The sequence below is a fragment of the Stenotrophomonas sp. TEPEL genome (assembly GCF_004348785.1).
GTDB classification, from domain to species: domain Bacteria; phylum Pseudomonadota; class Gammaproteobacteria; order Xanthomonadales; family Xanthomonadaceae; genus Stenotrophomonas; species Stenotrophomonas indicatrix.
In genome coordinates this window covers 2,343,215-2,362,520 of record NZ_QQXJ01000001.1, presented here as the reverse complement: position 1 = coordinate 2,362,520, position 19,306 = coordinate 2,343,215, and the positions used below count along the sequence as shown (strand labels likewise).

The 19,306-nt window shown below is 68.1% G+C and carries 18 protein-coding genes; 17 read left to right on the top strand and 1 reads right to left on the bottom strand.

Going from position 1 to position 19,306, the window contains the following annotated elements; genetic code table 11:
• Window positions 1-3: 3 nt before the first annotated feature.
• From TEP_RS10605 to cueR, 17 genes are all read left to right on the top strand, one after another.
• On the top strand, window positions 4-312 hold the full coding sequence (locus TEP_RS10605) for a YerC/YecD family TrpR-related protein (RefSeq protein ID WP_132825257.1): 309 nt from the start codon (window positions 4-6) through the stop codon (window positions 310-312).
• 34 nt (window positions 313-346) lie between these two features.
• A complete protein-coding gene (gene hisG, locus TEP_RS10600) occupies window positions 347-1,258 on the top strand; it encodes an ATP phosphoribosyltransferase (protein WP_033830971.1) in 912 nt (303 codons plus the stop codon).
• Complete coding sequence (hisD, locus tag TEP_RS10595; protein ID WP_132825256.1) at window positions 1,255-2,550, top strand: histidinol dehydrogenase; 1,296 nt, start codon at window positions 1,255-1,257, stop codon at window positions 2,548-2,550. Before hisG ends, hisD begins: the two co-directional genes overlap by 4 nt.
• Window positions 2,547-3,641, top strand: a complete 1,095-nt coding sequence (gene hisC, locus TEP_RS10590; RefSeq protein ID WP_132825255.1) for a histidinol-phosphate transaminase — start codon at window positions 2,547-2,549, stop codon at window positions 3,639-3,641. Before hisD ends, hisC begins: the two co-directional genes overlap by 4 nt.
• Window positions 3,638-4,711 carry a bifunctional histidinol-phosphatase/imidazoleglycerol-phosphate dehydratase HisB gene (gene hisB, locus TEP_RS10585; protein ID WP_132825254.1) on the top strand — a complete coding sequence of 358 codons (1,074 nt, stop codon included), beginning with the start codon at window positions 3,638-3,640 and terminating at the stop codon, window positions 4,709-4,711. Before hisC ends, hisB begins: the two co-directional genes overlap by 4 nt.
• A complete protein-coding gene (gene hisH / locus TEP_RS10580; RefSeq protein ID WP_025874829.1) occupies window positions 4,708-5,310 on the top strand; it encodes an imidazole glycerol phosphate synthase subunit HisH in 603 nt (200 codons plus the stop codon). Before hisB ends, hisH begins: the two co-directional genes overlap by 4 nt.
• Window positions 5,307-6,041 carry a 1-(5-phosphoribosyl)-5-[(5-phosphoribosylamino)methylideneamino]imidazole-4-carboxamide isomerase gene (gene hisA / locus TEP_RS10575; RefSeq protein ID WP_059064076.1) on the top strand — a complete coding sequence of 245 codons (735 nt, stop codon included), beginning with the start codon at window positions 5,307-5,309 and terminating at the stop codon, window positions 6,039-6,041. Before hisH ends, hisA begins: the two co-directional genes overlap by 4 nt.
• On the top strand, window positions 6,035-6,811 hold the full coding sequence (hisF, locus tag TEP_RS10570) for an imidazole glycerol phosphate synthase subunit HisF (RefSeq protein WP_132825253.1): 777 nt from the start codon (window positions 6,035-6,037) through the stop codon (window positions 6,809-6,811). The genes hisA and hisF overlap by 7 nt, the downstream gene beginning before the upstream one ends.
• Complete coding sequence (gene hisIE, locus TEP_RS10565) at window positions 6,801-7,421, top strand: bifunctional phosphoribosyl-AMP cyclohydrolase/phosphoribosyl-ATP diphosphatase HisIE (RefSeq protein ID WP_132825252.1); 621 nt, start codon at window positions 6,801-6,803, stop codon at window positions 7,419-7,421. The genes hisF and hisIE overlap by 11 nt, the downstream gene beginning before the upstream one ends.
• A 65-nt stretch (window positions 7,422-7,486) precedes the next feature.
• Window positions 7,487-9,076: a calcineurin-like phosphoesterase family protein gene (locus TEP_RS10560; protein WP_132825251.1), complete on the top strand. Its 1,590-nt coding sequence runs from the start codon at window positions 7,487-7,489 to the stop codon at window positions 9,074-9,076.
• A gap of 48 nt (window positions 9,077-9,124) precedes the next feature.
• Entirely contained in the window at window positions 9,125-9,409 is a 285-nt protein-coding gene (locus TEP_RS10555) for a hypothetical protein (RefSeq protein WP_132825250.1), read from the top strand.
• 85 nt (window positions 9,410-9,494) lie between these two features.
• A complete protein-coding gene (locus TEP_RS10550; RefSeq protein ID WP_132825249.1) occupies window positions 9,495-10,517 on the top strand; it encodes a glucokinase in 1,023 nt (340 codons plus the stop codon).
• A gap of 52 nt (window positions 10,518-10,569) precedes the next feature.
• Window positions 10,570-11,568, top strand: a complete 999-nt coding sequence (locus TEP_RS10545) for a N(4)-(beta-N-acetylglucosaminyl)-L-asparaginase (RefSeq protein WP_132825248.1) — start codon at window positions 10,570-10,572, stop codon at window positions 11,566-11,568.
• Window positions 11,565-12,296, top strand: coding sequence for a copper homeostasis protein CutC (locus TEP_RS10540; protein WP_132825247.1), 732 nt, complete (start codon window positions 11,565-11,567; stop codon window positions 12,294-12,296). Before TEP_RS10545 ends, TEP_RS10540 begins: the two co-directional genes overlap by 4 nt.
• A gap of 380 nt (window positions 12,297-12,676) precedes the next feature.
• Window positions 12,677-15,634 carry a TonB-dependent receptor gene (locus TEP_RS10535; RefSeq protein WP_132825246.1) on the top strand — a complete coding sequence of 986 codons (2,958 nt, stop codon included), beginning with the start codon at window positions 12,677-12,679 and terminating at the stop codon, window positions 15,632-15,634.
• 338 nt (window positions 15,635-15,972) lie between these two features.
• Window positions 15,973-18,474, top strand: a complete 2,502-nt coding sequence (locus tag TEP_RS10530) for a heavy metal translocating P-type ATPase (protein WP_132825245.1) — start codon at window positions 15,973-15,975, stop codon at window positions 18,472-18,474.
• 12 nt (window positions 18,475-18,486) lie between these two features.
• Window positions 18,487-18,939, top strand: coding sequence for a Cu(I)-responsive transcriptional regulator (gene cueR, locus TEP_RS10525; protein WP_132825244.1), 453 nt, complete (start codon window positions 18,487-18,489; stop codon window positions 18,937-18,939).
• Window positions 18,940-19,016: 77 nt separating this feature from the next.
• On the opposite strand, the gene TEP_RS10520 is transcribed toward cueR, so the two are convergent.
• Window positions 19,017-19,211 (bottom strand): heavy-metal-associated domain-containing protein, encoded by a 195-nt coding sequence (locus TEP_RS10520; RefSeq protein ID WP_025874804.1) that lies wholly within the window; start codon window positions 19,209-19,211, stop codon window positions 19,017-19,019.
• Window positions 19,212-19,306: the final 95 nt, after the last annotated feature.

The following is a 19,306-nucleotide window of genomic DNA, read 5'->3' as shown; positions in this document are numbered from 1 at the left end:
CCCGTGAAAGCCCGCCCCNACATTTCCGCCAAAGACCCGCAAGCCGATCTGGAATCCCTGGCCCAAGCCTTCGCCGCGCTGCGCGAGCCGGAGCAGGTGGTCGCCTTCCTGCGTGACCTGTGCACGCCGGCCGAGCTGGAAGCCATGGCCGACCGCTGGAAGGTGGTGCCGCTGCTGCAGCAGGGCGTGCCCTATCGCGAGATCCACGAGCGCACCGGCGTCAGCGTGACCACCACCGGACGGGTGGCACGCACGCTCGAGCATGGCCATCGAGGCTATGCCGCCGCTGTCGACCGCCTTGCTTCGCGCTGATCCGCGCCCCGTTCCAGACTTCGAGACCTCCCCCATGAGTGCAACCCAGGCAGCGCCGGCGCGAGACCGGCTGCGTATCGCCATCCAGAAGAGTGGCCGGCTGGCCGAGCCCGCCCGCAACCTGCTCAGTGCCTGTGGCCTGAGCTGGCGCGAGAGCCGCGACAAGTTGTTCTGCTACGGCGAATCGCTGCCGGTGGACCTGTTGCTGGTGCGCGATGACGACATTCCCGGCCTGATCGCCGATGGCGTCTGCGACCTGGGTATCGTCGGCCGCAATGAACTGGACGAACAGGCGGCCGCGCGTCGCCAGATCGGCCTGGCCGATGCCTACCAGGCATTGCGGGGGCTGGGCTTTGGCCAGTGCCGCTTGATGCTGGCGGTGCCGGAAGACTGGCAATGGCAGGGGCCGGCACAACTGGCCGGTACCCGCATCGCCACCAGCTACCCGGCCATCCTCAAGCAGTGGCTGGCCGCGCAGGGCGTGGACGCACAGGTGGTGGAACTGTCCGGCTCGGTGGAGATCGCGCCGCGCCTGGGCACCGCCGACCTGATCTGCGACCTGGTCTCCAGCGGCGCCACGCTGCGTGCCAACCAGCTCACCCCGGTGCACAACCTGCTCGACAGCGAAGCCGTGCTGGCCGGTGCGGTACGCGTTCCCGATGATGCGCGCGGCGCGCTGCGCAGCATGCTGCTGCGCCGCCTGGACGGTGTGGTGCAGCGGCAGGACCGCAAGCTGCTGATGTTCCGCGCCAGCGAAGACCGCGTCGACGCGTTGTCGCAGCTGCTGGCCGATGCCGAACCGTTGGTGCGTTTGCCTGCCGATGGCGGTGCTTTGCGCCTGCAGACCATGTGCCCCGGTCCATTGACCTGGCAGCGCATGGAAGAACTGGAGCGCGCCGGCGCCCAGGGCCTGATGGTACTGAGCGTGGAGCGGTCGCTGGCATGAATCGTCTGATCTGGTCGCAACTTGACGAGGCCGCACGCAGCGCGGCGCTGACCCGCCCGGTGCAGACCGTGGCGCAGCAGACCCGTGATGCGGTGGCCGCGCTGATCGCGCAGGTGCGCACGCAGGGCGACGCCGCGCTGCGCGCGATCACCGCGCGCTTCGATGGCGTGGATCTGCAGGATTTCGAAGTTTCCGCAGTCGAGTTCGCAGCTGCCGATGCCGCGGTGCCGGCCGAGCTGCGCCAGGCCATGGTGGAAGCGGCCGAACGCATCACCCGCTTCCACGCGGCCGGCATGGGGCAGGGCTATACGGTGGAAACCGCGCCGGGCGTGGTCTGCGAGCGCATGCTGCGGCCGATCGGCCGGGTTGGCCTGTACGTGCCGGCCGGTAGTGCGCCACTGCCGTCCACCGCGCTGATGCTGGGCGTGCCGGCGCAGTTGGCCGCTTGCCCACAGGTGGTGCTGTGCACCCCGCCGCGTGCCGACGGTACGGCCGATCCTGCGGTGCTGGTGGCCGCGCGCCTGACCGGTGTGCAACGCGTGTTCAAGCTGGGTGGTGCGCAGGCGATCGCGGCGATGGCCTATGGCACCGAAAGCATCCCGGCCAGCGACAAGCTGTTCGGGCCGGGCAACAGTTTCGTCACCGAAGCCAAGCAGCAGGTGGCACAGGACGGTGCCGCCGCCATCGACATGCCGGCCGGTCCCTCGGAAGTGCTGGTGATCGCCGATGCCGGTGCCAACCCTGCATTCGTTGCCGCCGACCTGCTGTCGCAGGCCGAGCACGGCCCGGATTCCCAGGTGCTGCTGCTGACCGATGACGCGGCGATGCTGGCGGCCGTCGAGGCCGAAGTTGAGCGCCAGGTGGCCCTGCTGCCGCGGCAGGACATCGCCCGCCAGGCGCTGTCGGCATCGCAGTTGATCCAGGTGGACTCGCTGGCCGATGCGTTTGCGATCAGCAACCGCTACGCCCCCGAACACCTGATCCTGGCCCTGCGCGAGCCGCGCGCGTGGCTGGACCAGGTGCAGGCGGCCGGTTCGGTGTTCCTCGGCGACTACACGCCGGAAGCACTGGGTGACTACTGCAGCGGCACCAACCACGTGCTGCCCACCGCCGGTGCCGCACGCGCCTACAGTGGCGTCAGCGTGGCCAGCTTCCAGAACCTGATCAGCGTACAGAGCGCGACCGCTGCTGGCCTGGCCGCGATCGGTGGCTGCGCGCGCATCATCGCCAGTGCCGAAGGGCTGGATGCGCACGAACGTGCGGTGGCACTGCGCATGGAGGTGGCCGCATGAGCGCGGACATCGACGGCGTGCTGGCCCTGGTACGGCCGGACCTGCAGGCCTTTGCCGGCTACAGTTCGGCGCGCAGCAGCGCGGTGCAGGGCGAGGTGTGGTTGAACGCGAACGAATCGGCGTGGGCCAACCCGGCCGACGCCACGGGGGGCAGCCGCCGCTACCCGGAGCCGCAGCCGGCTGCGCTGCGTGATGCGCTGGCGTCGCTGTACGGCGTGCAGCCGCAACAGCTGCTGGTAGGCCGTGGCAGCGACGAGGCGATCGATCTGCTGGGGCGCGCCCTGTGCGTGCCCGGCCGCGATGGCGTGCTGGTGACGCCGCCGGTATTCGGCATGTACGCAGTCTGTGCGCGGTTGCAGGGTGCGCCGTTGATCGAGGTGCCGCTGATTGACGATGGTGAGGGCCTGCGCACGGACCTGGATGCGGTTATTGCCGCTGCGAAGGGGCAGGGCGCCAAGCTCGTTTTCCTGTGCGCGCCGTCCAATCCTGCTGGCAGCGATATCCCGCTGGCGGAGATCGAGCGCGTGGCCCATGCCCTGCGCGGGCAGGCGCTGGTGGTGGTGGACGAGGCCTATGTCGAGTACGCGCAGCGCGCTTCGGCGACCACGCTGCTTGCCGCGCACGCCAACCTGGCGGTGCTGCGCACGTTGTCCAAGGCGCACGCACTGGCCGCCGCGCGTGTCGGCACCTTGATCGCCGCGCCGGAACTGATTGCCGTGCTGCGCCGATGCCAGGCGCCGTACCCGGTGCCGACGCCGTGCGCCGAGCTGGCCGTGCAGGCGCTGCAGCCGGCCGCGCTTGCGCGCACCGCTGAGCGGGTAGCCACGGTCATCACCGAGCGCGAGCGCCTGCACCACGGCCTGCAGGGCCTGCCTGGCATCGGCCGGGTATACGCCTCGGCCGGCAACTACCTGCTGGTCCGCTTTACCGATGCGCAGGCGGCGTTCGACGCGCTGCTTGCTGCCGGCGTGGTGGTGCGCGACCAGCGCGCCGCACCGCAGCTGGGCGACGCACTGCGTATCAGCATCGGCAGCCCCGAAGAGAACGACCGCGTGCTCGCGGCCCTGTCGGCACGGAGGGCCGCGGCATGACGCCGATCCTGTTCATCGACCGCGACGGCACCCTCATCGAGGAGCCGGCGGATTTCCAGATCGACGCCTACGAGAAGCTGCGTTTCGTGCCGCAGGTGATCCCGGCGCTGCTGAAGCTGCGCGATGCCGGCTACCAGTTCGTGATCGTCACCAACCAGGACGGTTTGGGCAGCGAGAGCTACCCGCGCGCCAGCTTCGATGGCCCGAATGACCTGATGCTGCAGATCTTCGAAAGCCAGGGCATCGTTTTCCGTGACGTGCTGGTCGACTGCAGCTGGCCGCACGACAACGCGCCGACGCGCAAGCCGGGTATCGGCCTGATGACGGCCTACCTGCAGGACCGCAGCATCGACTGGGCGCGCTCGGGCATGGTGGGCGACCGCATCACCGACCTGCAGTTCGCCGACAACCTCAACATCCGTGGTTTCCAGCTGCGCACCGAACAGTTCGGCGGCGAGTGGGACTGGCCCAGCATCGCCCACGCACTGGCCGATGCACCACGCACGGCGGTGGTCCAGCGCAATACCAAGGAGACGAAGATCCGCGTCGAGCTGGATCTGGATCGTGCCGGCGATGCGCACATCCACACCGGCCTGCCGTTCTTCGACCACATGCTGGAGCAGATCGGCAAGCACGGCGGTTTCGCCCTGGACATCCGTGCCGAGGGTGACCTGCACATCGACGAGCACCACACCATCGAAGACACCGGCCTTGCACTGGGCCAGGCCCTGCGCGAGGCGCTGGGCGACAAGCGCGGCATCGGCCGTTACGGCTTCACCCTGCCGATGGATGAAACCCTGGCCAGTGCTGCGCTGGATTTCAGCGGCCGCCCGTATTTCGTGTTCGAAGGCGAGTTCAAGCGCGAGCGCGTGGGCGACATGCCGACCGAGCTGGTCCCGCACTTCTTCCGTTCGCTGTGCGATGCCAGCGGGCTGAACCTCAACCTGCAGGTGCGTGGCGACAACGACCACCACAAGGTTGAAGCCTGCTTCAAGGCCCTGGCACGTGCACTGCGGCCAGCACTGGCGCGGCAGGGCACCGCCTTGCCGACCACCAAGGGGGCGCTGTGAGCGAGGTCGTGCTGATCGATGCCGGCGGTGCCAACCTGGGTTCGGTGCGCTACGCATTGGAACGGCTCGGTGCGACGGTGAAGCTGGTCCGCGATGCCGAAGGCCTGGCCGGCGCGCAACGGGTGATCCTGCCCGGCGTCGGCGCGGCCGGCCCCGGCATGCAGCGCCTGCATGCGCAGGGCCTGGTCGAGCCGCTGCGCCAGCTGCAGGTACCCTTGATGGGCATCTGCCTGGGCATGCAGCTGTTGTTTGACCGCTCCGAAGAGGCCGGTGTGGATACGCTGGGATTGATTCCCGGCGTGGTGCGCAAGCTGGTGCCGGCCTGTGGCATCCGCGTGCCGCACATGGGCTGGAACCGGCTGCTGCCGCTGCGCCCGTCGCTGCTGCTGCAGGGGGTTCCCGAGCGCGCCAGCGCGTACTTCGTGCACAGCTATGCCGCGCCGCTGAACAGCCATACCGTCGCCGCCTGTGATCACGGCGGCCTGTTCACCGCCGTGGTCGAGCAGGGCCGCTACTTCGGCGCCCAGTTCCATCCCGAGCGGTCCGGCGATACCGGTTCGCTGATGCTGCGCAATTTCCTCGAGGGCACCGCTGCATGAGTTTCATCGTCTACCCCGCACTGGATATCCGCGACGGCCGCGTCGTGCGGCTGCGCCAGGGCGACTACGCGCAGGAAACCCACTATGGCGACGACCCGCTGCCGCGTGCGCAGGCGTTCGCCGCACAGGGCGCACAGTGGATGCACCTGGTCGATCTGGATGCTGCACGTGCCGGTGGCTACACGTTGGCGCCGCTGTTGGCCGCGATCCGTGCGCAGACCCCGCTGCAGGTGCAGACCGGTGGCGGCGTGCGTGGCCGTGACGACGTGGCACGCATCCTCGATGCCGGCGCCAGCCGCGTGGTGATCGGCTCACTGGCGGTGCGCGAGCCGGCGCAGGTGATCGGCTGGCTGGGCGAGTTCGGCCCGGAGCGGCTGACCATCGCCCTCGATGCACGGCAGGACGCGCAGGGGCAATGGCAGCTGCCGGTGCATGGCTGGACCGAGAACGCGGGGGTGACCCTGGATGCGCTGGCCGAACGCTATGCACAGGCCGGCATGCGTCACCTGTTGTGCACCGACATCGCCCGCGATGGCATGCTGGCCGGGCCCAACATCAGCCTGTACCGGCACCTCGCAGCGTTGCTGCCGGGCGTGGCGGTACAGGCGTCAGGCGGTATCCGCGATGTGGCCGACGTGGCTGCGGCACAGGCCGCCGGTTGTGGCGGCGCGATCCTCGGCAAGGCATTGCTGGAACAGCGCATGGACCTGGCGGAGGCGCTGGCATGCTGAGCCGCCGCATCATTCCGTGCCTGGACGTGCGCGATGGCCGCGTGGTCAAGGGCGTGCGTTTCCGCGATCACGTCGACATGGGGGACATCGCCGAACTGGCGCAGCGCTATCGCGACCAGGGCGCCGACGAGCTGGTGTTCTATGACATCGGCGCCAGCCCGGAGGCACGGTCGGTGGACGTGGCCTGGATCGAGCGCATCGCGCGCCTGATCGATATCCCGTTCTGCGTGGCCGGCGGCATCGACAGCGTGGAGACCGCGCGTCGCGTGCTGTTCGCCGGCGCGGACAAGATTTCGATCAACTCACCCGCGCTGGGCCGCCCGGAACTGATCACTGAACTGGCCGAAGAATTCGGCGTGCAGTGCGTGGTGGTCGGTGTCGACTCGGTACGCGAGGACGACGGCCAGTGGCGCGTGCGACGCTTCAGCGGCGACCCGGACAGAACCCAGGCAGTGCCGCTGCGCACGCTGGACTGGATCGTCGAGGCGCAGCGCCGGGGTGCCGGCGAGATCGTGCTGAACTGCATGGACAGCGATGGCGTACGCCGCGGCTATGACGTCGAGCAGCTGCGCCAGGCACGTGCGCTGTGCCAGGTGCCCCTTATCGCATCGGGCGGTGCGGGTACGATGGAGCACTTCGCCGAGGCCTTTGACCAGGCCGACGTTGACGGTGCGCTGGCGGCCAGCGTATTCCACAGTGGCGCCATCGCCATTGCCGACTTGAAGCGCTACCTGCGCGAGCAGCAGATCGAGGTGCGGGATGTCTATTGATGTGCGGCCGTCGCCGCAGGCGTTGGAAACGCTGGACTGGGACAAGGGCGATGGACTGCTGCCGGCCGTTGTGCAGGACGCCGACACCCTGCAGGTGCTGATGCTGGGCTATGTCAGCGCCGAGTCGCTGGCAGCGACGCTGGCCATCGGCCACATGACCTTCTTCAGCCGCAGCAAGCAGCGTCTCTGGACCAAGGGCGAGCAGTCCGGCAATGTGCTGGCGGTGCAGTCGATCAGCGTCGATTGCGATGCCGATACGCTGCTGGTGCTGGCGCGCCCGGCAGGTCCGACCTGCCACACCGGCGCGGAAAGCTGCTTCGACGGCGCACCGAAGGACTTCCTCGGTGGCCTGGACCAGCTGGTCGCCGTGCGTGAGACGCTGCGCCCCTCCGGCAGCTATACAACGTCCCTGTTCGAAGGCGGCATCCGCCGCATCGCGCAGAAGGTGGGCGAGGAAGGCGTGGAGACGGCGCTGGCCGCGGTGGCGCAGGACGATGAGGCCTTGCTGGGCGAGGCGTCGGACCTGCTGTACCACCTGCTGGTGCTGCTGCGCGCGCGCGGACTGTCGCTGCAAGATGCCCGCGACGTGCTGGAAAAGCGCCATCGTTGAACAAGGTGTGCGGACCAACGGTCGGCACCTACAATATGGGGTCTTCTTTTTCCTGGACCGCCCCCATGAAACTGCCTGCCGCCTGGCTGTGCTGCCTGTTGCTGACCTCGCCGGCCTGGGCCGCCGATACCGTGGTCAGCGGCAAGGTCTATCTGGAGCGTGACGGCAAGCCGGGCCGCGGTGCGACCGATCCGGGCCTGGCCGGCGTGCAGGTGTCCAACGGCGAAACCATCGTCAAGACCGCCGCCGACGGCAGCTACAGCCTGCCGGTGCGTGACGGGCAGACGGTCTTCGTGATCAAGCCCGATGCCTATTCCTTCCCGAAGGCTGCCGACGGCCTGCCGTCGTTCTGGCGGCACTACCGGCCGAATGGTTCTCCGGCGCTGAAGTACGGTGGCATCGCCGCGACCAGTGACGTTGCCCGCAACTGGGACTTCGCCCTGCAGAACGACCGGCATGACAGCCGCCGCGGTTTCCAGATGCTGGTGTTCACCGACTCGCAGACTGCCAGCCTGCAGGACATCGGCTACTACCGGCAGTCGATCGTGGCGCCGCTGGTTGGGCAGACCAAGGCGCGCCTGGGTACCACCCTGGGCGACATCGTCAACGACGACCTGACCCTGTACCCGGCGATCAACAAGGTCACCACCGAACTCGGCGTGCCGTGGTTCCACGTACCCGGCAACCACGACCTGGATGTCGACGCGGCCAATGATGCGCATTCGCTGGACAGCTGGCGCAACATCTACGGCCCCGATACCTATGCAGTGGAAGAGGGGGGCGCCAGTTTCGTGTTCCTCGACGACGTGGTGTACGACCCCAACGCCAAGCCCAGGTATGTCGGTGGCCTGCGCGAGGATCAGTTCGCTTTCCTTGCGGCCTACCTGAAGGGCCTGCACAAGGACCGCCTGCTGGTGCTGGGCATGCACATCCCGCTGTTCGATGCGGCACCGGGGCGCGAGACCTTCCGCCATGCCGACCGCCAGCGCCTGTTCGACCTGCTGAAGGACTTCCGCAACGTGCTGGTGCTCAGTGGCCACAGCCACACCCAGCAGCACGTCTACCACGGCAAGGTTGATGGCTGGCAGGGCGCAAGGCCGCTGCACGAGTACAACGTCGGTGCCAACTGCGGTGCGTTCTGGTCGGGGGTGAAGAATGCCGCCGGCATACCGGACAGCACCATGAGCGACGGCACGCCGAAGGGCTATGCGTTGCTGGACGTGGCCGGCAACGGCAGCTATCGCCTGCAGTACCGGGTGGCCGGTGCGGCCGCCAGCGAGCAGATCGGCCTGCATGCACCGAAGGTGCTGCGCAAGGGCGCGTACCCGGCGTGGGGCATCCATGCCAACGTGTACATGGGCGAGGACGCCAGCGTGGTCGAGTACCGCGTCGATGGCGGCGCCTGGCAGCCGATGAAGCAGGTCAGCCAGCCCGATCCGCGCCTGCTGGTGGAGAACGTGGCCGACGATCTGGCCACCACGCTGCGCGGTTATGACCGCTCGCCGGAAGCCACCGCCTCGCCGCACCTGTGGCGTGGCACGTTGCCGACCGACCTGGCCGTGGGCAGCCACAAGGTCGAGGTGCGCGCCACCCAGCCCGATGGTGCGGTGTTCACCGCCAGCACCAGCTACAGCCTGCAGACCGCGCAGCCCTGAGCGCGGGCCGGGCTGCCATCACCAGCTCCCATCACGAAAGGACGCAGCATGGATATCCGCTTCATGGCCGGCACCACGCCGGTCACCCTCAGCCGCCACTGGTTCACCGGCGCGATGATGCTGCAGAGCGCCAGCGAGAAGGTCTGGGTGCAGCATCCGCTGCATCCGGGCACGCACTTCTCGTTCTCGCTGGTACAGTCGTGGCAGCGCCATATCGCCGGCCATGAAGTGCTGGTGGAGCGGACCCGGCCGCTGCTGTTCGCCGGGTTCCGCCCGCAGCGCCTGCGGGTACTGGTGGACGGTGTGCGGGTGGCCGAGCAGGAAGGCATGTGACCCCGGGCGGCGCTGTTGCCGCGCTAGGCAAAGGCCGTCCAATGCCTGAGAATCGGCACGATTCAATCGATCCAAGCAGGCCAGCGTGAACGTTGCAGCAGTGTCCCCGGCGCCATCCGAGCCCGCCCGCAGCGGCGTCCCCCGCAGCCTGGTCGTCGCCGATGTCGGCGGTACCTTCGCCCGTCTTGCGTTGGCTGAGACCCTACCGGGGCAGGCGCCGCGGCTGGGCAGCTACCGCACCTACGCCTGCGCCGACCACCCCAGCCTGGCGGCGATCCTGGCCGATTTCACCGCCAGTCTCGGCCAGCCGATGGCCAGTGCGGTGGTCGCCATCGCCGGCCTGCTCGACGGCGATACCCTGATCAATGCCAATCTGCCGTGGACGGTGTCGCTGTCGGCGACGCGCCGCGAGTCGGGCCTGCCCGACCTGCAGCTGATCAATGATTTCGAAGCAGTGGCGCTGGCCATTCCCTACCTGCAGGCCGACACGCTGGTGCCGCTGAATGGCGATGCCGATCCGGCCAAGACCTTCCCGGCACTGGTACTGGGGCCGGGCACCGGCCTGGGCGCCGCGTTGCGCTTCGCCGATGGCGAGCGCCCGGTGCTGGCCAGCGAGATCGGCCACGCTGCGTTGGGCGCCGGCAATGCGCTGGAACTGCATGTGCTGGGCCAGCTGCTGCGGCGCTGGCCGCATGTGGACAACGAACGCGTGCTGTCCGGCAGCGGCCTGATGAACCTGTATCCCTGCCTGTGCGAACTGCGCGGCGTGGCTCCGCAATGGACCAGCACCGAAGCGCTGATCGCGGCTGCGCGGCAAGGCGACGACGCGCTGGCAGTGGAAACCCTGCAGGTGTTCTGCGCCTGGCTGGGCAGCCTGGCCGGCGACGCGGCGATCGCCGTGGGCGCGCGCTCGGTGTACCTGGCCGGCGGCATTTCCACCCATGTGCAGGACTTCCTGGCCGACGGCCGTTTCCGTGAGCGCTTCCTCAACAAGGGGGTGCTGACCGACGTGCTGCGCCAGGTGCCGGTGTGGCGGGTCGAACATGGCCAGCTGGGTGTGCTCGGTGCCGCAGCCTGGCACGCAGCGCGGACCCCCGCGCACGATTGATCGGCGCTGCCGGCATCGGGCCGGCGGGCGCAGCATGCAGACGGAGGCGAAGATGGTGGATCGCAGGCAGTTTTTGCAGGCCGGTGCACTGGCCGCAGGCGTGGCCGCGTTGCCGGTGGTGAAGGCGCGTACGCACGGTGGCGCCAGGGTGGTCTCGACCTGGGACTTCGGCGTGCCGGCCAACCAGGCCGCGTGGAAGGTACTGGCGCAGGGCGGCAGTGCGCTGGACGCGGTGGAAGCCGGGGCACGCTGGGCCGAAAGCGAGCTGTGCAACCCCACCGTCGGCCATTGTGGCAACCCGGACCGCGACGGCGTGCTGAGCCTGGACGCCAGCATCATGGATGGTGACGGCCGCTGTGGCGCGGTTGCTGCGCTGGTCGACATCCTGCACCCGGTGTCGGTGGCCCGCAGGGTGATGGAGAACAGCCCGCATGTGCTGCTGGTGGGCGAGGGCGCCCAGCAGTTCGCCGTGCAGCAGGGCTTCCAGCGCCAGCACCTGCTGACGCCGAAGGCCGAAGCGGCCTGGCGTGAGTGGCTGAAGACCGAAAAGTACGCGCCGCAGATCAATGCCGAGCGCCGCGGTCTTCCCGGCAACAGCGACAACCACGACACCATCGGCATGCTGGCACTGGACGCCAAGGGCAACCTGGCCGGTGCCTGCACCACCAGCGGCATGGCCTGGAAACTGCACGGCCGGGTCGGCGACAGCCCGATCATCGGCGCCGGCCTTTACGTGGACAACGACGTGGGCGCGGCCACCGCCTCGGGTGTGGGCGAAGAAATGATCCGCAACGCGGCCTCGTTCCTGGTGGTCGAGCTGATGCGCCAGGGCCGTTCGCCGGCACAGGCCTGCCGCGAAGCGATCGACCGGGTGGTACGCAAGCGCCCCGAGGCCAGCCGCACGCTGCAGGTCTGCTTCCTTGCCATGAACAAGCAGGGCGAGGTGGGTGCCTATGCACTGCATCGCGGCTTCGTCTACGCGGTGTGCGATGCGCAGCGCCAGGACGACCTGCGCGACTCACCGTCGATCTATACGAGCACGCAGGCGTGAACGCGCGCCTGACGCTGGAGATCGCCAGCAATTCGGTGGCTTCGGCGTTGGCCGCGCAGGCCGGTGGCGCAGATCGCATCGAACTGTTCGACAACCTTGCCGAAGGCGGTACCACGCCGTCGTTTGCCAGCATCGCCATCGCCCGCGAGCGGTTGCAGATTCCGTTGTTCGTGCTGATGCGACCGCGTCCGGGGGATTTCCACTACGACGCGCTGGAAACCGAGTTGATGCTGCGCGACATCGCCCAGTGCCGCGCGCTGGGCTGCGATGGCGTGGTGATCGGTGCGCTGGATGCGCGGGGCGATATCGACCTGCCGCTGTGCCGCGAACTGCTGCGCGCGGCCGGCCCGTTGCAGGTGACCTTTCACCGTGCCTTCGATGCCGGGCGCGATCTGCCGGCGGCGCTGGAGCAGGTGATCGGGCTGGGCTGCCAGCGGGTGCTGACGTCCGGCGGCCAGGCCAGCGCCGACGCCGGTGCCGATGTACTGGCCGCGCTGGTCGCGCAGGCGGCCGGCAGGATCAGCGTCATGGCCGGCGCAGGGCTGGGCCCGGCCAACATCGCCGCCGTCGCGCGGAAGACCGGCTGCCTCGAACTGCATGCCTCGGCCAAGGGGCAACGACGTTCGGCCATGCAGTTCCAGAACCCGGCCCTGCGAGGGCTGGACCCGGACTGGAGCCAGACAGACTCCGCCACGGTGAGCGCGCTGCGGAAGGCGCTCGACAGCTGACCGAATCCGCCGGGCATGGCCTGGCGCTACCGGGCGGGTCCGCACCGCGATGGGTGCATCCGCGGTAGCGCCGGGCCATGCCCGGCGAACGCGCGAACCCGATCACGGACAAAACCGTTCTGCGCGCGACTGTCGTGATCGTGTCATCGACATCTGTGCCGCTGCCATAAAGATGTCCTGCAACTCATTGATTCGTTTGGATGACCTAGGGCGATAACTACGCGCGCCCGCTGGATGCTGCGCCGCCACATGCTGGGCGTGGTTCAGCTGTGCTTTAGTTTGGATCGATCCACAGGGGAGGGCGGTCGAATCGAGATGGATCGATTCAACGCCCGGGATCGCCATCCGACCGCGCGTCCACCATCCAAGAGCAACCACCCATGGCTCAGTCCGTCCGCAACCGCCGTCATCTGCTGTCCCACGCCCTCGCCCTGGCCCTGCTGCCGTTCGCCGCTGGCGCACAGGACGCGGCCCCGTCGCCCACCAAGGATCTCGATGCGGTCACCGTCACCGGTTCGCGCATCAAGCGTGCCAGCGTCGAGGGCCCGGCCCCGGTCAACGTGATCAGCGCCGCACAGATCCAGAAGGAAGGCTTCGTCACCGTCTACGACGCACTGAAGACCCTGACCGAGGCGACCGGCACGGTCGAGGCGGCATCGCAGTGGGGCTCGCACACCCCCAACGCGAGTGGCCTGAACCTGCGCGGCATGGGCCCCAACCGCAGCCTGCTGCTGGTCAATGGCCGCCGCGTGGCCGACTATCCGCTGCCCTATGGCGGCGAGACCAATTTCTCCAACTACAGCAACATTCCGGCGGCGGCGGTCGAACGCATCGAAGTGCTGACTGGCGGCGCTTCGGCGATCTACGGTTCAGACGCCATCGCCGGCGTGGTCAACGTCATCCTCAAGACCAACTACGACGGCGACGAAGTGCGCGTGCGCGGCGGTACCTCCACCGAAGGCGGGCGTGACACCTGGGATCTGTCCTGGGCGGGCGGCAAGACCGGCGACAACTGGAGCGTGACCTACGCCCTGCAGTACACCAAGCGCGATCCGCTGTTCGGCCGTGACCGGCCGCAGATGGACGACGCCGACGATGCGCTGTACCCGTCCTGGAACATGGAACAGCGCAAGGTCGGTTTCCGTCCCACCGCTGGCCTGGCGTTGATCGACCCCAGCAACGGCCAGCGCCTGGCGCCGCCGGACGGCACCTGCGAGAAATTCGCTGGCGAGTACTACACCGCCGACCGCCTGGTCTACAACTACAACGCCAATACGGTGAGCAACACCGGCCGCCTCTGCGGCATGAGCGCCGACTACGCCAACTGGCTGTTGACCGGAGGCTCGGAGAACCTGTCGGGCAACCTGTATGCCACCTTCGATTTCGGCAACGATCTGCAGGCCTGGAGCAACCTGGCGGTATACCGTTCCGAAGCGATCTGGGGCACCAGTCCGCCGAGCGTGTCGCTGATCGACGATGCCAACGGTTACTACTGGGATGCCAACCGCAATCGCCCGGTGCTCGGCGTGCGCCAGTTCACCCCGAACGAAGTCGGTGGCCTGGACACGCTGCGCAATACCAACCGCGAGTTGTCGTGGGATATCAGCGCAGGCCTGCGCGGGCGCCTGGCCGATCGCTTCGACTGGAGCGCCACGGTCGGCCGTTCCTACTACCGCGTCGAGGAGCGGCAGAACGTGGTCGACGAGCAGAAGTCGTACGACTTCTTCCTCGGCCCACGGCTGGGCACCACCGGCGATGGCGAGGCGATCTACGCCTTGAACGAGTCGCGCTGGTGGAACCCGATCACCCCGGACCAGTACTGGCAGATGGGCACGGTGGCGAAGAACCGGGCGTCGTCCTACGTCAACCAGGCCTCGGCCGACATCACCGGTGAACTGTTCCAGGGCTGGGCCGGGCCGATCTCGTTCGCAGCGGTAGCCGAAGTGGCCAAGCAGGGCTATCACCTCAGCCCGGACCCGCGCGCGGGCATCGATTTCGATCTGCAGAACGTCGATCGCGGCGGTGGCGAGCGTACCCGCTACTCGGCCGGTGTCGAATTCAAGATCCCGTTGGCCGACAGCCTGATCGCCACCGCGGCGGCACGCTACGACCGGTACGGCAGCTACAAGGCCGACAGCGGCGGCGAAGCGCTGGATATCGGCAGCCAGAAGGAAACCACCTGGAACGCCGGCCTGGAATGGCGGCCGTTCGAGTCGCTGCTGGTGCGCGGCTCGTACGCGACCAGCTTCCACGCGCCAGACATGCACTACCTGCTGGGCCAGGCCAGCAGTTCCGAAGTGCTGACCTACGACCGCCTGCGCTGCATCGAGAGCGGCGCTTATCTGGTCAACAACTGCGGCGTGGGCAATACCGATGTCTGGTACGCGTTCGACGTGAACCGCCGGGGTACGCCACTGCTGCGCTCGGAAACCGGCGATTCGTGGACGGTCGGTTTCGTGTGGGACGTGCTGCCGAACCTGTCGATGAGCGCTGACTACTGGGCGATCAAGCTGGAAGACATGATCGTCGACGTCGGCGCGGACGAGGTGCTGGCCAGCGAGGCCGGCTGCCTGACCGGCAAGAACATGGACGGCACGCCGTGGGCGAACCCGGCAGGTGAGGCTTACTGCGCCGGCATCCTGGCCCGGGTGAACCGTGACGGCAGCGGCCGGCTGGTGTCGATCGAGCGCGGGCCGTTCAACCTGGCCAGCCGCGAAGTGCGCGGCATCGACCTGAGCGCGCGCTACCGGCTGGAGACGGCCGCATGGGGCAGCTTCCAGCTGGGGGTGAACTACACCAACCAGATTTCGACGAAAGAACAGCGTTACGCCAACGATCCGAACCCTGAGCGTCGCGACCGTGACCTGCGCAGCAAGCTGCGCGCGAGCCTGGCCTGGCAGGGTGGCAACTGGAATGCGAACGTGTATGCCGACCGCATCGGTTCGGTGCCGGGCGTGCGCTACCACTGGGGCACCGACCGCCTGGACAACCCCGGCGGCTGCCTGCCGTTCGCCGATGGCTACGTGCCCAGCGACAGCCCGTCGCTGAACTGCCTGGAACCCGCCACGCGCCCGGATGGATCGGCCAATCCGAACCCGAATGCGGGGCAGCAGACGGCGCGCTACTACGGGCGGGTGGGGCCGTTCATTACCTGGAATTTCAACGTCGGCTACCAGGTGACCGAGTTCATGAAGGTCAATCTGTACGTGAACAACGCCTTCAACGCTGCCAGTTGGAATCACAAGGACCCCTACAAGGTCGACTACGATTTCGCCCCGACCCGCCTGCTGGGTGCGGTGGGACGCGAGTTCGCGCTGGAGTATGTGTTCACGTTCTGAGGGAAGGCGGCGCCGGGCATGGCCCGGCGCCAGCCACGTGTGACGGGCAGCCACGCATGGCGTGGCTCTACTGGGTGCTCGCGGGACGCCGGGCAGCCACGCATGGCGTGGCTCTACTGGGTGCTCGCGGGATGCCGGGCAGCCACGCATGGCGTGGCTCTACTGGGCGCGCGCGCGATGCCGGGCAGCCACGCACGGCGTGGCTCCGCAGCGGCGTTGCAGTAGATCCACGCCATGCGTGGATGGGCCGTCGGCGGAGGAGAGTGGATTTGACCTTCCCACGATGGCAAGGTCTAGGCTGGTCACCATCCTCCAGATGGAACCAGGGAAACCAGGCCATGAGCACCTCCAGCCCCACAGCCGTCCACGACGCGGCTTCCACCCTCAGCCTGCCGATCGAAGGCATGACCTGCGCCAGCTGTGTTGGCCGCGTTGAAGCGGCCCTGGCCAAGGTCGAGGGGGTCGCCAGCGTGTCGGTCAACCTGGCTACCGAGCGCGCGGACATCCGTTCCTCTGGTCCGGTCGACCGCGATGCGCTGATCCAGGCCGTGGTGAAGGTGGGCTACGAAGTACCCGCCGCGACCACCGAACTGGCCGTGGAAGGGATGACCTGCGCGTCCTGCGTCGGCCGCGTGGAGCGCGCGCTGTTGGCGGTGCCGGGCGTCAGCCACGCCAGCGTCAACCTGGCCACCGAGCGTGCGACCGTGCGCGGCGTTGCGGGCATCGATGCACTGGTGGCGGCGATCGACAAGGTTGGATATGTGGCACGCGCGATCGATGGCGGTACCCAGGTCGACGAGGAAGCGGCGGAAAAGAAGGATGCCGAGCGGGTGGCGCTGAAGCGCGACCTGATCCTGGCCAGCGTGCTGGCGGCCCCGGTGTTCGTATTGGAAATGGGCTCGCACCTGATCCCCGGCATGCACCATTGGGTGATGTCCACGATCGGCATGCAGGCCAGCTGGTACCTGCAGTTCGTGCTGACCACGCTGGTCCTGGCCATTCCCGGCCGGCGTTTCTACCAGAAGGGCTTCCCGGCGCTGCTGCGCCTGGCGCCCGACATGAACTCGCTGGTGGCGGTGGGTACCGCGGCGGCGTTCGGTTATTCGGTGGTGGCCACCTTCATCCCGCGCCTGCTGCCGGCGGGCACCGTGAATGTCTACTACGAAGCGGCGGCGGTGATCGTCGCGCTGATCCTGCTCGGCCGGTTCCTGGAGGTGCGCGCGAAAGGCCGCACCTCGGAGGCGATCAAGCGCCTGGTCAACCTGCAGGCCAAGGTGGCGCACGTCAGCCGCGAAGGGCGCATCGTCGATATTCCGATCAACGAGGTGCTGCTGGGCGACCTGCTGGAAGTGCGTCCGGGCGAGCGCGTGCCGGTGGACGCGGATGTGACCGACGGTCGCAGCTTCGTCGACGAATCGATGATCACCGGCGAGCCGATCCCGGTGGAGAAGTCGGCCGGCAGCAGCGTGGTTGGCGGCACCGTCAACCAGAAGGGCGCGCTGACCCTGCGTGCGACGGCGGTAGGTGGGCAGACCATGCTGGCGCAGATCATCCGTCTGGTTGAACAGGCACAGGGCTCCAAGCTGCCCATCCAGGCCGTGGTCGACAAGGTGACGCTGTGGTTCGTGCCGGCGGTGATGCTGGCGGCGTTGGCCACCTTCCTGGTATGGCTGATCTTCGGGCCGTCGCCGGCGCTGACCTTCGCGCTGGTCAACGCGGTGGCCGTGCTGATCATCGCCTGCCCATGCGCGATGGGGCTGGCCACGCCGACCTCGATCATGGTCGGCACCGGCCGTGGAGCCGAGATGGGCGTGCTGTTCCGCAAGGGCGAGGCACTGCAGCTGTTGAAGGACGCCAAGGTGGTGGCGGTGGACAAGACCGGCACCTTGACTGAAGGTCGCCCGCTGCTGACCGACCTGGAAATCGCCGACGGCTTCGATCGTGCGCAGGTACTGGCGCGGGTGGCGGCGGTGGAGTCACGCTCGGAGCATCCGATCGCCCGCGCCATTGTCGAGGCGGCGACGGAGGAGGGCATCGCGTTGCCGGCAATGGTCGGTTTCGAGTCGGTGACCGGCATGGGCGTGCGTGCCAGCGTCGACGGTGCGCGGGTGGAAGTGGGTGCCGATCGCTTCATGCGTTCGCTGGACGTGGACATCGGCATGTTCGCTGCGCTGGCCGACCGCCTCGGCAACGAAGGAAAGTCGCCGCTGTATGCCGCCATCGATGGCCGCCTGGCGGCGATCATCGCCGTCTCCGATCCGATCAAGCCGAGTACGCCGGCGGCCATTGCCGCCCTGCACCAGCTGCGTCTGAAGGTGGCCATGATTACCGGTGACAACGCCGCTACCGCGCAGGCCATCGCCCGCCAGCTCGGCATCGATGAAGTGGTGGCCGAGGTGTTGCCCGAAGGCAAGGTGGAGGCGGTGCGCCGGTTGAAGGCGGCTTACGGGCAGATTGCGTTCGTCGGTGATGGCATCAACGATGCGCCGGCGCTGGCCGAGGCTGATGTGGGCCTGGCCATCGGCACCGGCACCGACGTCGCAGTGGAGTCGGCCGACGTGGTGCTGATGTCCGGCAACCTGCAGGGCGTGCCCAATGCCATCGCGCTGTCGAAGGCGACCATCGGCAACATCCGCCAGAACCTGTTCTGGGCCTTCGCCTACAACACCGCGTTGATTCCGGTCGCGGCGGGTGCGCTGTACCCGGTATGGGGCGTGCTGCTGTCGCCGGTGTTCGCCGCAGGTGCCATGGCCCTGTCCAGCGTGTTCGTGCTCGGCAATGCGCTGCGCCTGCGGCGCTTCCAGGCGCCGATGGTCGAGGCGCCCCATGCGGCCCAGTAAAGGAGTGTTGGCATGAACATCGGTGAAGCATCGAAGGCATCCAGCGTGTCGGCCAAGATGATCCGCTACTACGAGCAGATCGGCCTGATTCCGCCGGCCGACCGTACCGGCGCGGGCTATCGCGCCTATTCGCAGGCCGACGTGCACCGGCTGCGTTTCATCCGCCGCGCGCGTGATCTCGGCTTTTCGGTAGCCGAGATCACCGACCTGCTGGGCCTGTGGAACGACACCTCGCGGCACAGTGCGGATGTGAAGCGCCTGGCCGAGCAGCACATCGATGATCTGGAACAGCGCATCGAGAACATGCGGCAGATGGCCGATACGCTGAAATCACTGATCAGCTGCTGCGCCGGCGATGATCGCCCCGAGTGCCCGATCCTGCAGCGGCTGGGCGAAGGCGAGGAGGGCGCTGCGCCGCTGGCGGCGCCCACCGGGGCGGTACGCAGGCGCGCGCGCAGGACCTGAAGACGACATACGGAAAAGAAAACGCCCGCCCCGGCAGCTGCACGGGGCGGGCATCGTTCATGCAGTGGGTCAGGCGATCAGGCCGGTCGTGGCGGGAAACCCGCTTCGGTCAGCGCTGCAATGATCTGCGCTTCGCTGGCCGAAGTCTGCACCTGCACGCGGCGGCTGGGCGGGTCGGCCGACACCGTCGCCGCCGGGTCGACCAGCTCGATCGCCTTGGTCACGCTGCGCGCGCAGCCGCCGCAGGTCATGCCTTCCACATGGAATTCCATCTGTAGCTCCTTCGATGCACTTGGGGGTGGAGGCAGTGTGCACCTTGCAACGATGGCAGGGTCAAGCGCTCCCGCAGCGCAGGGGCCACGAAAAA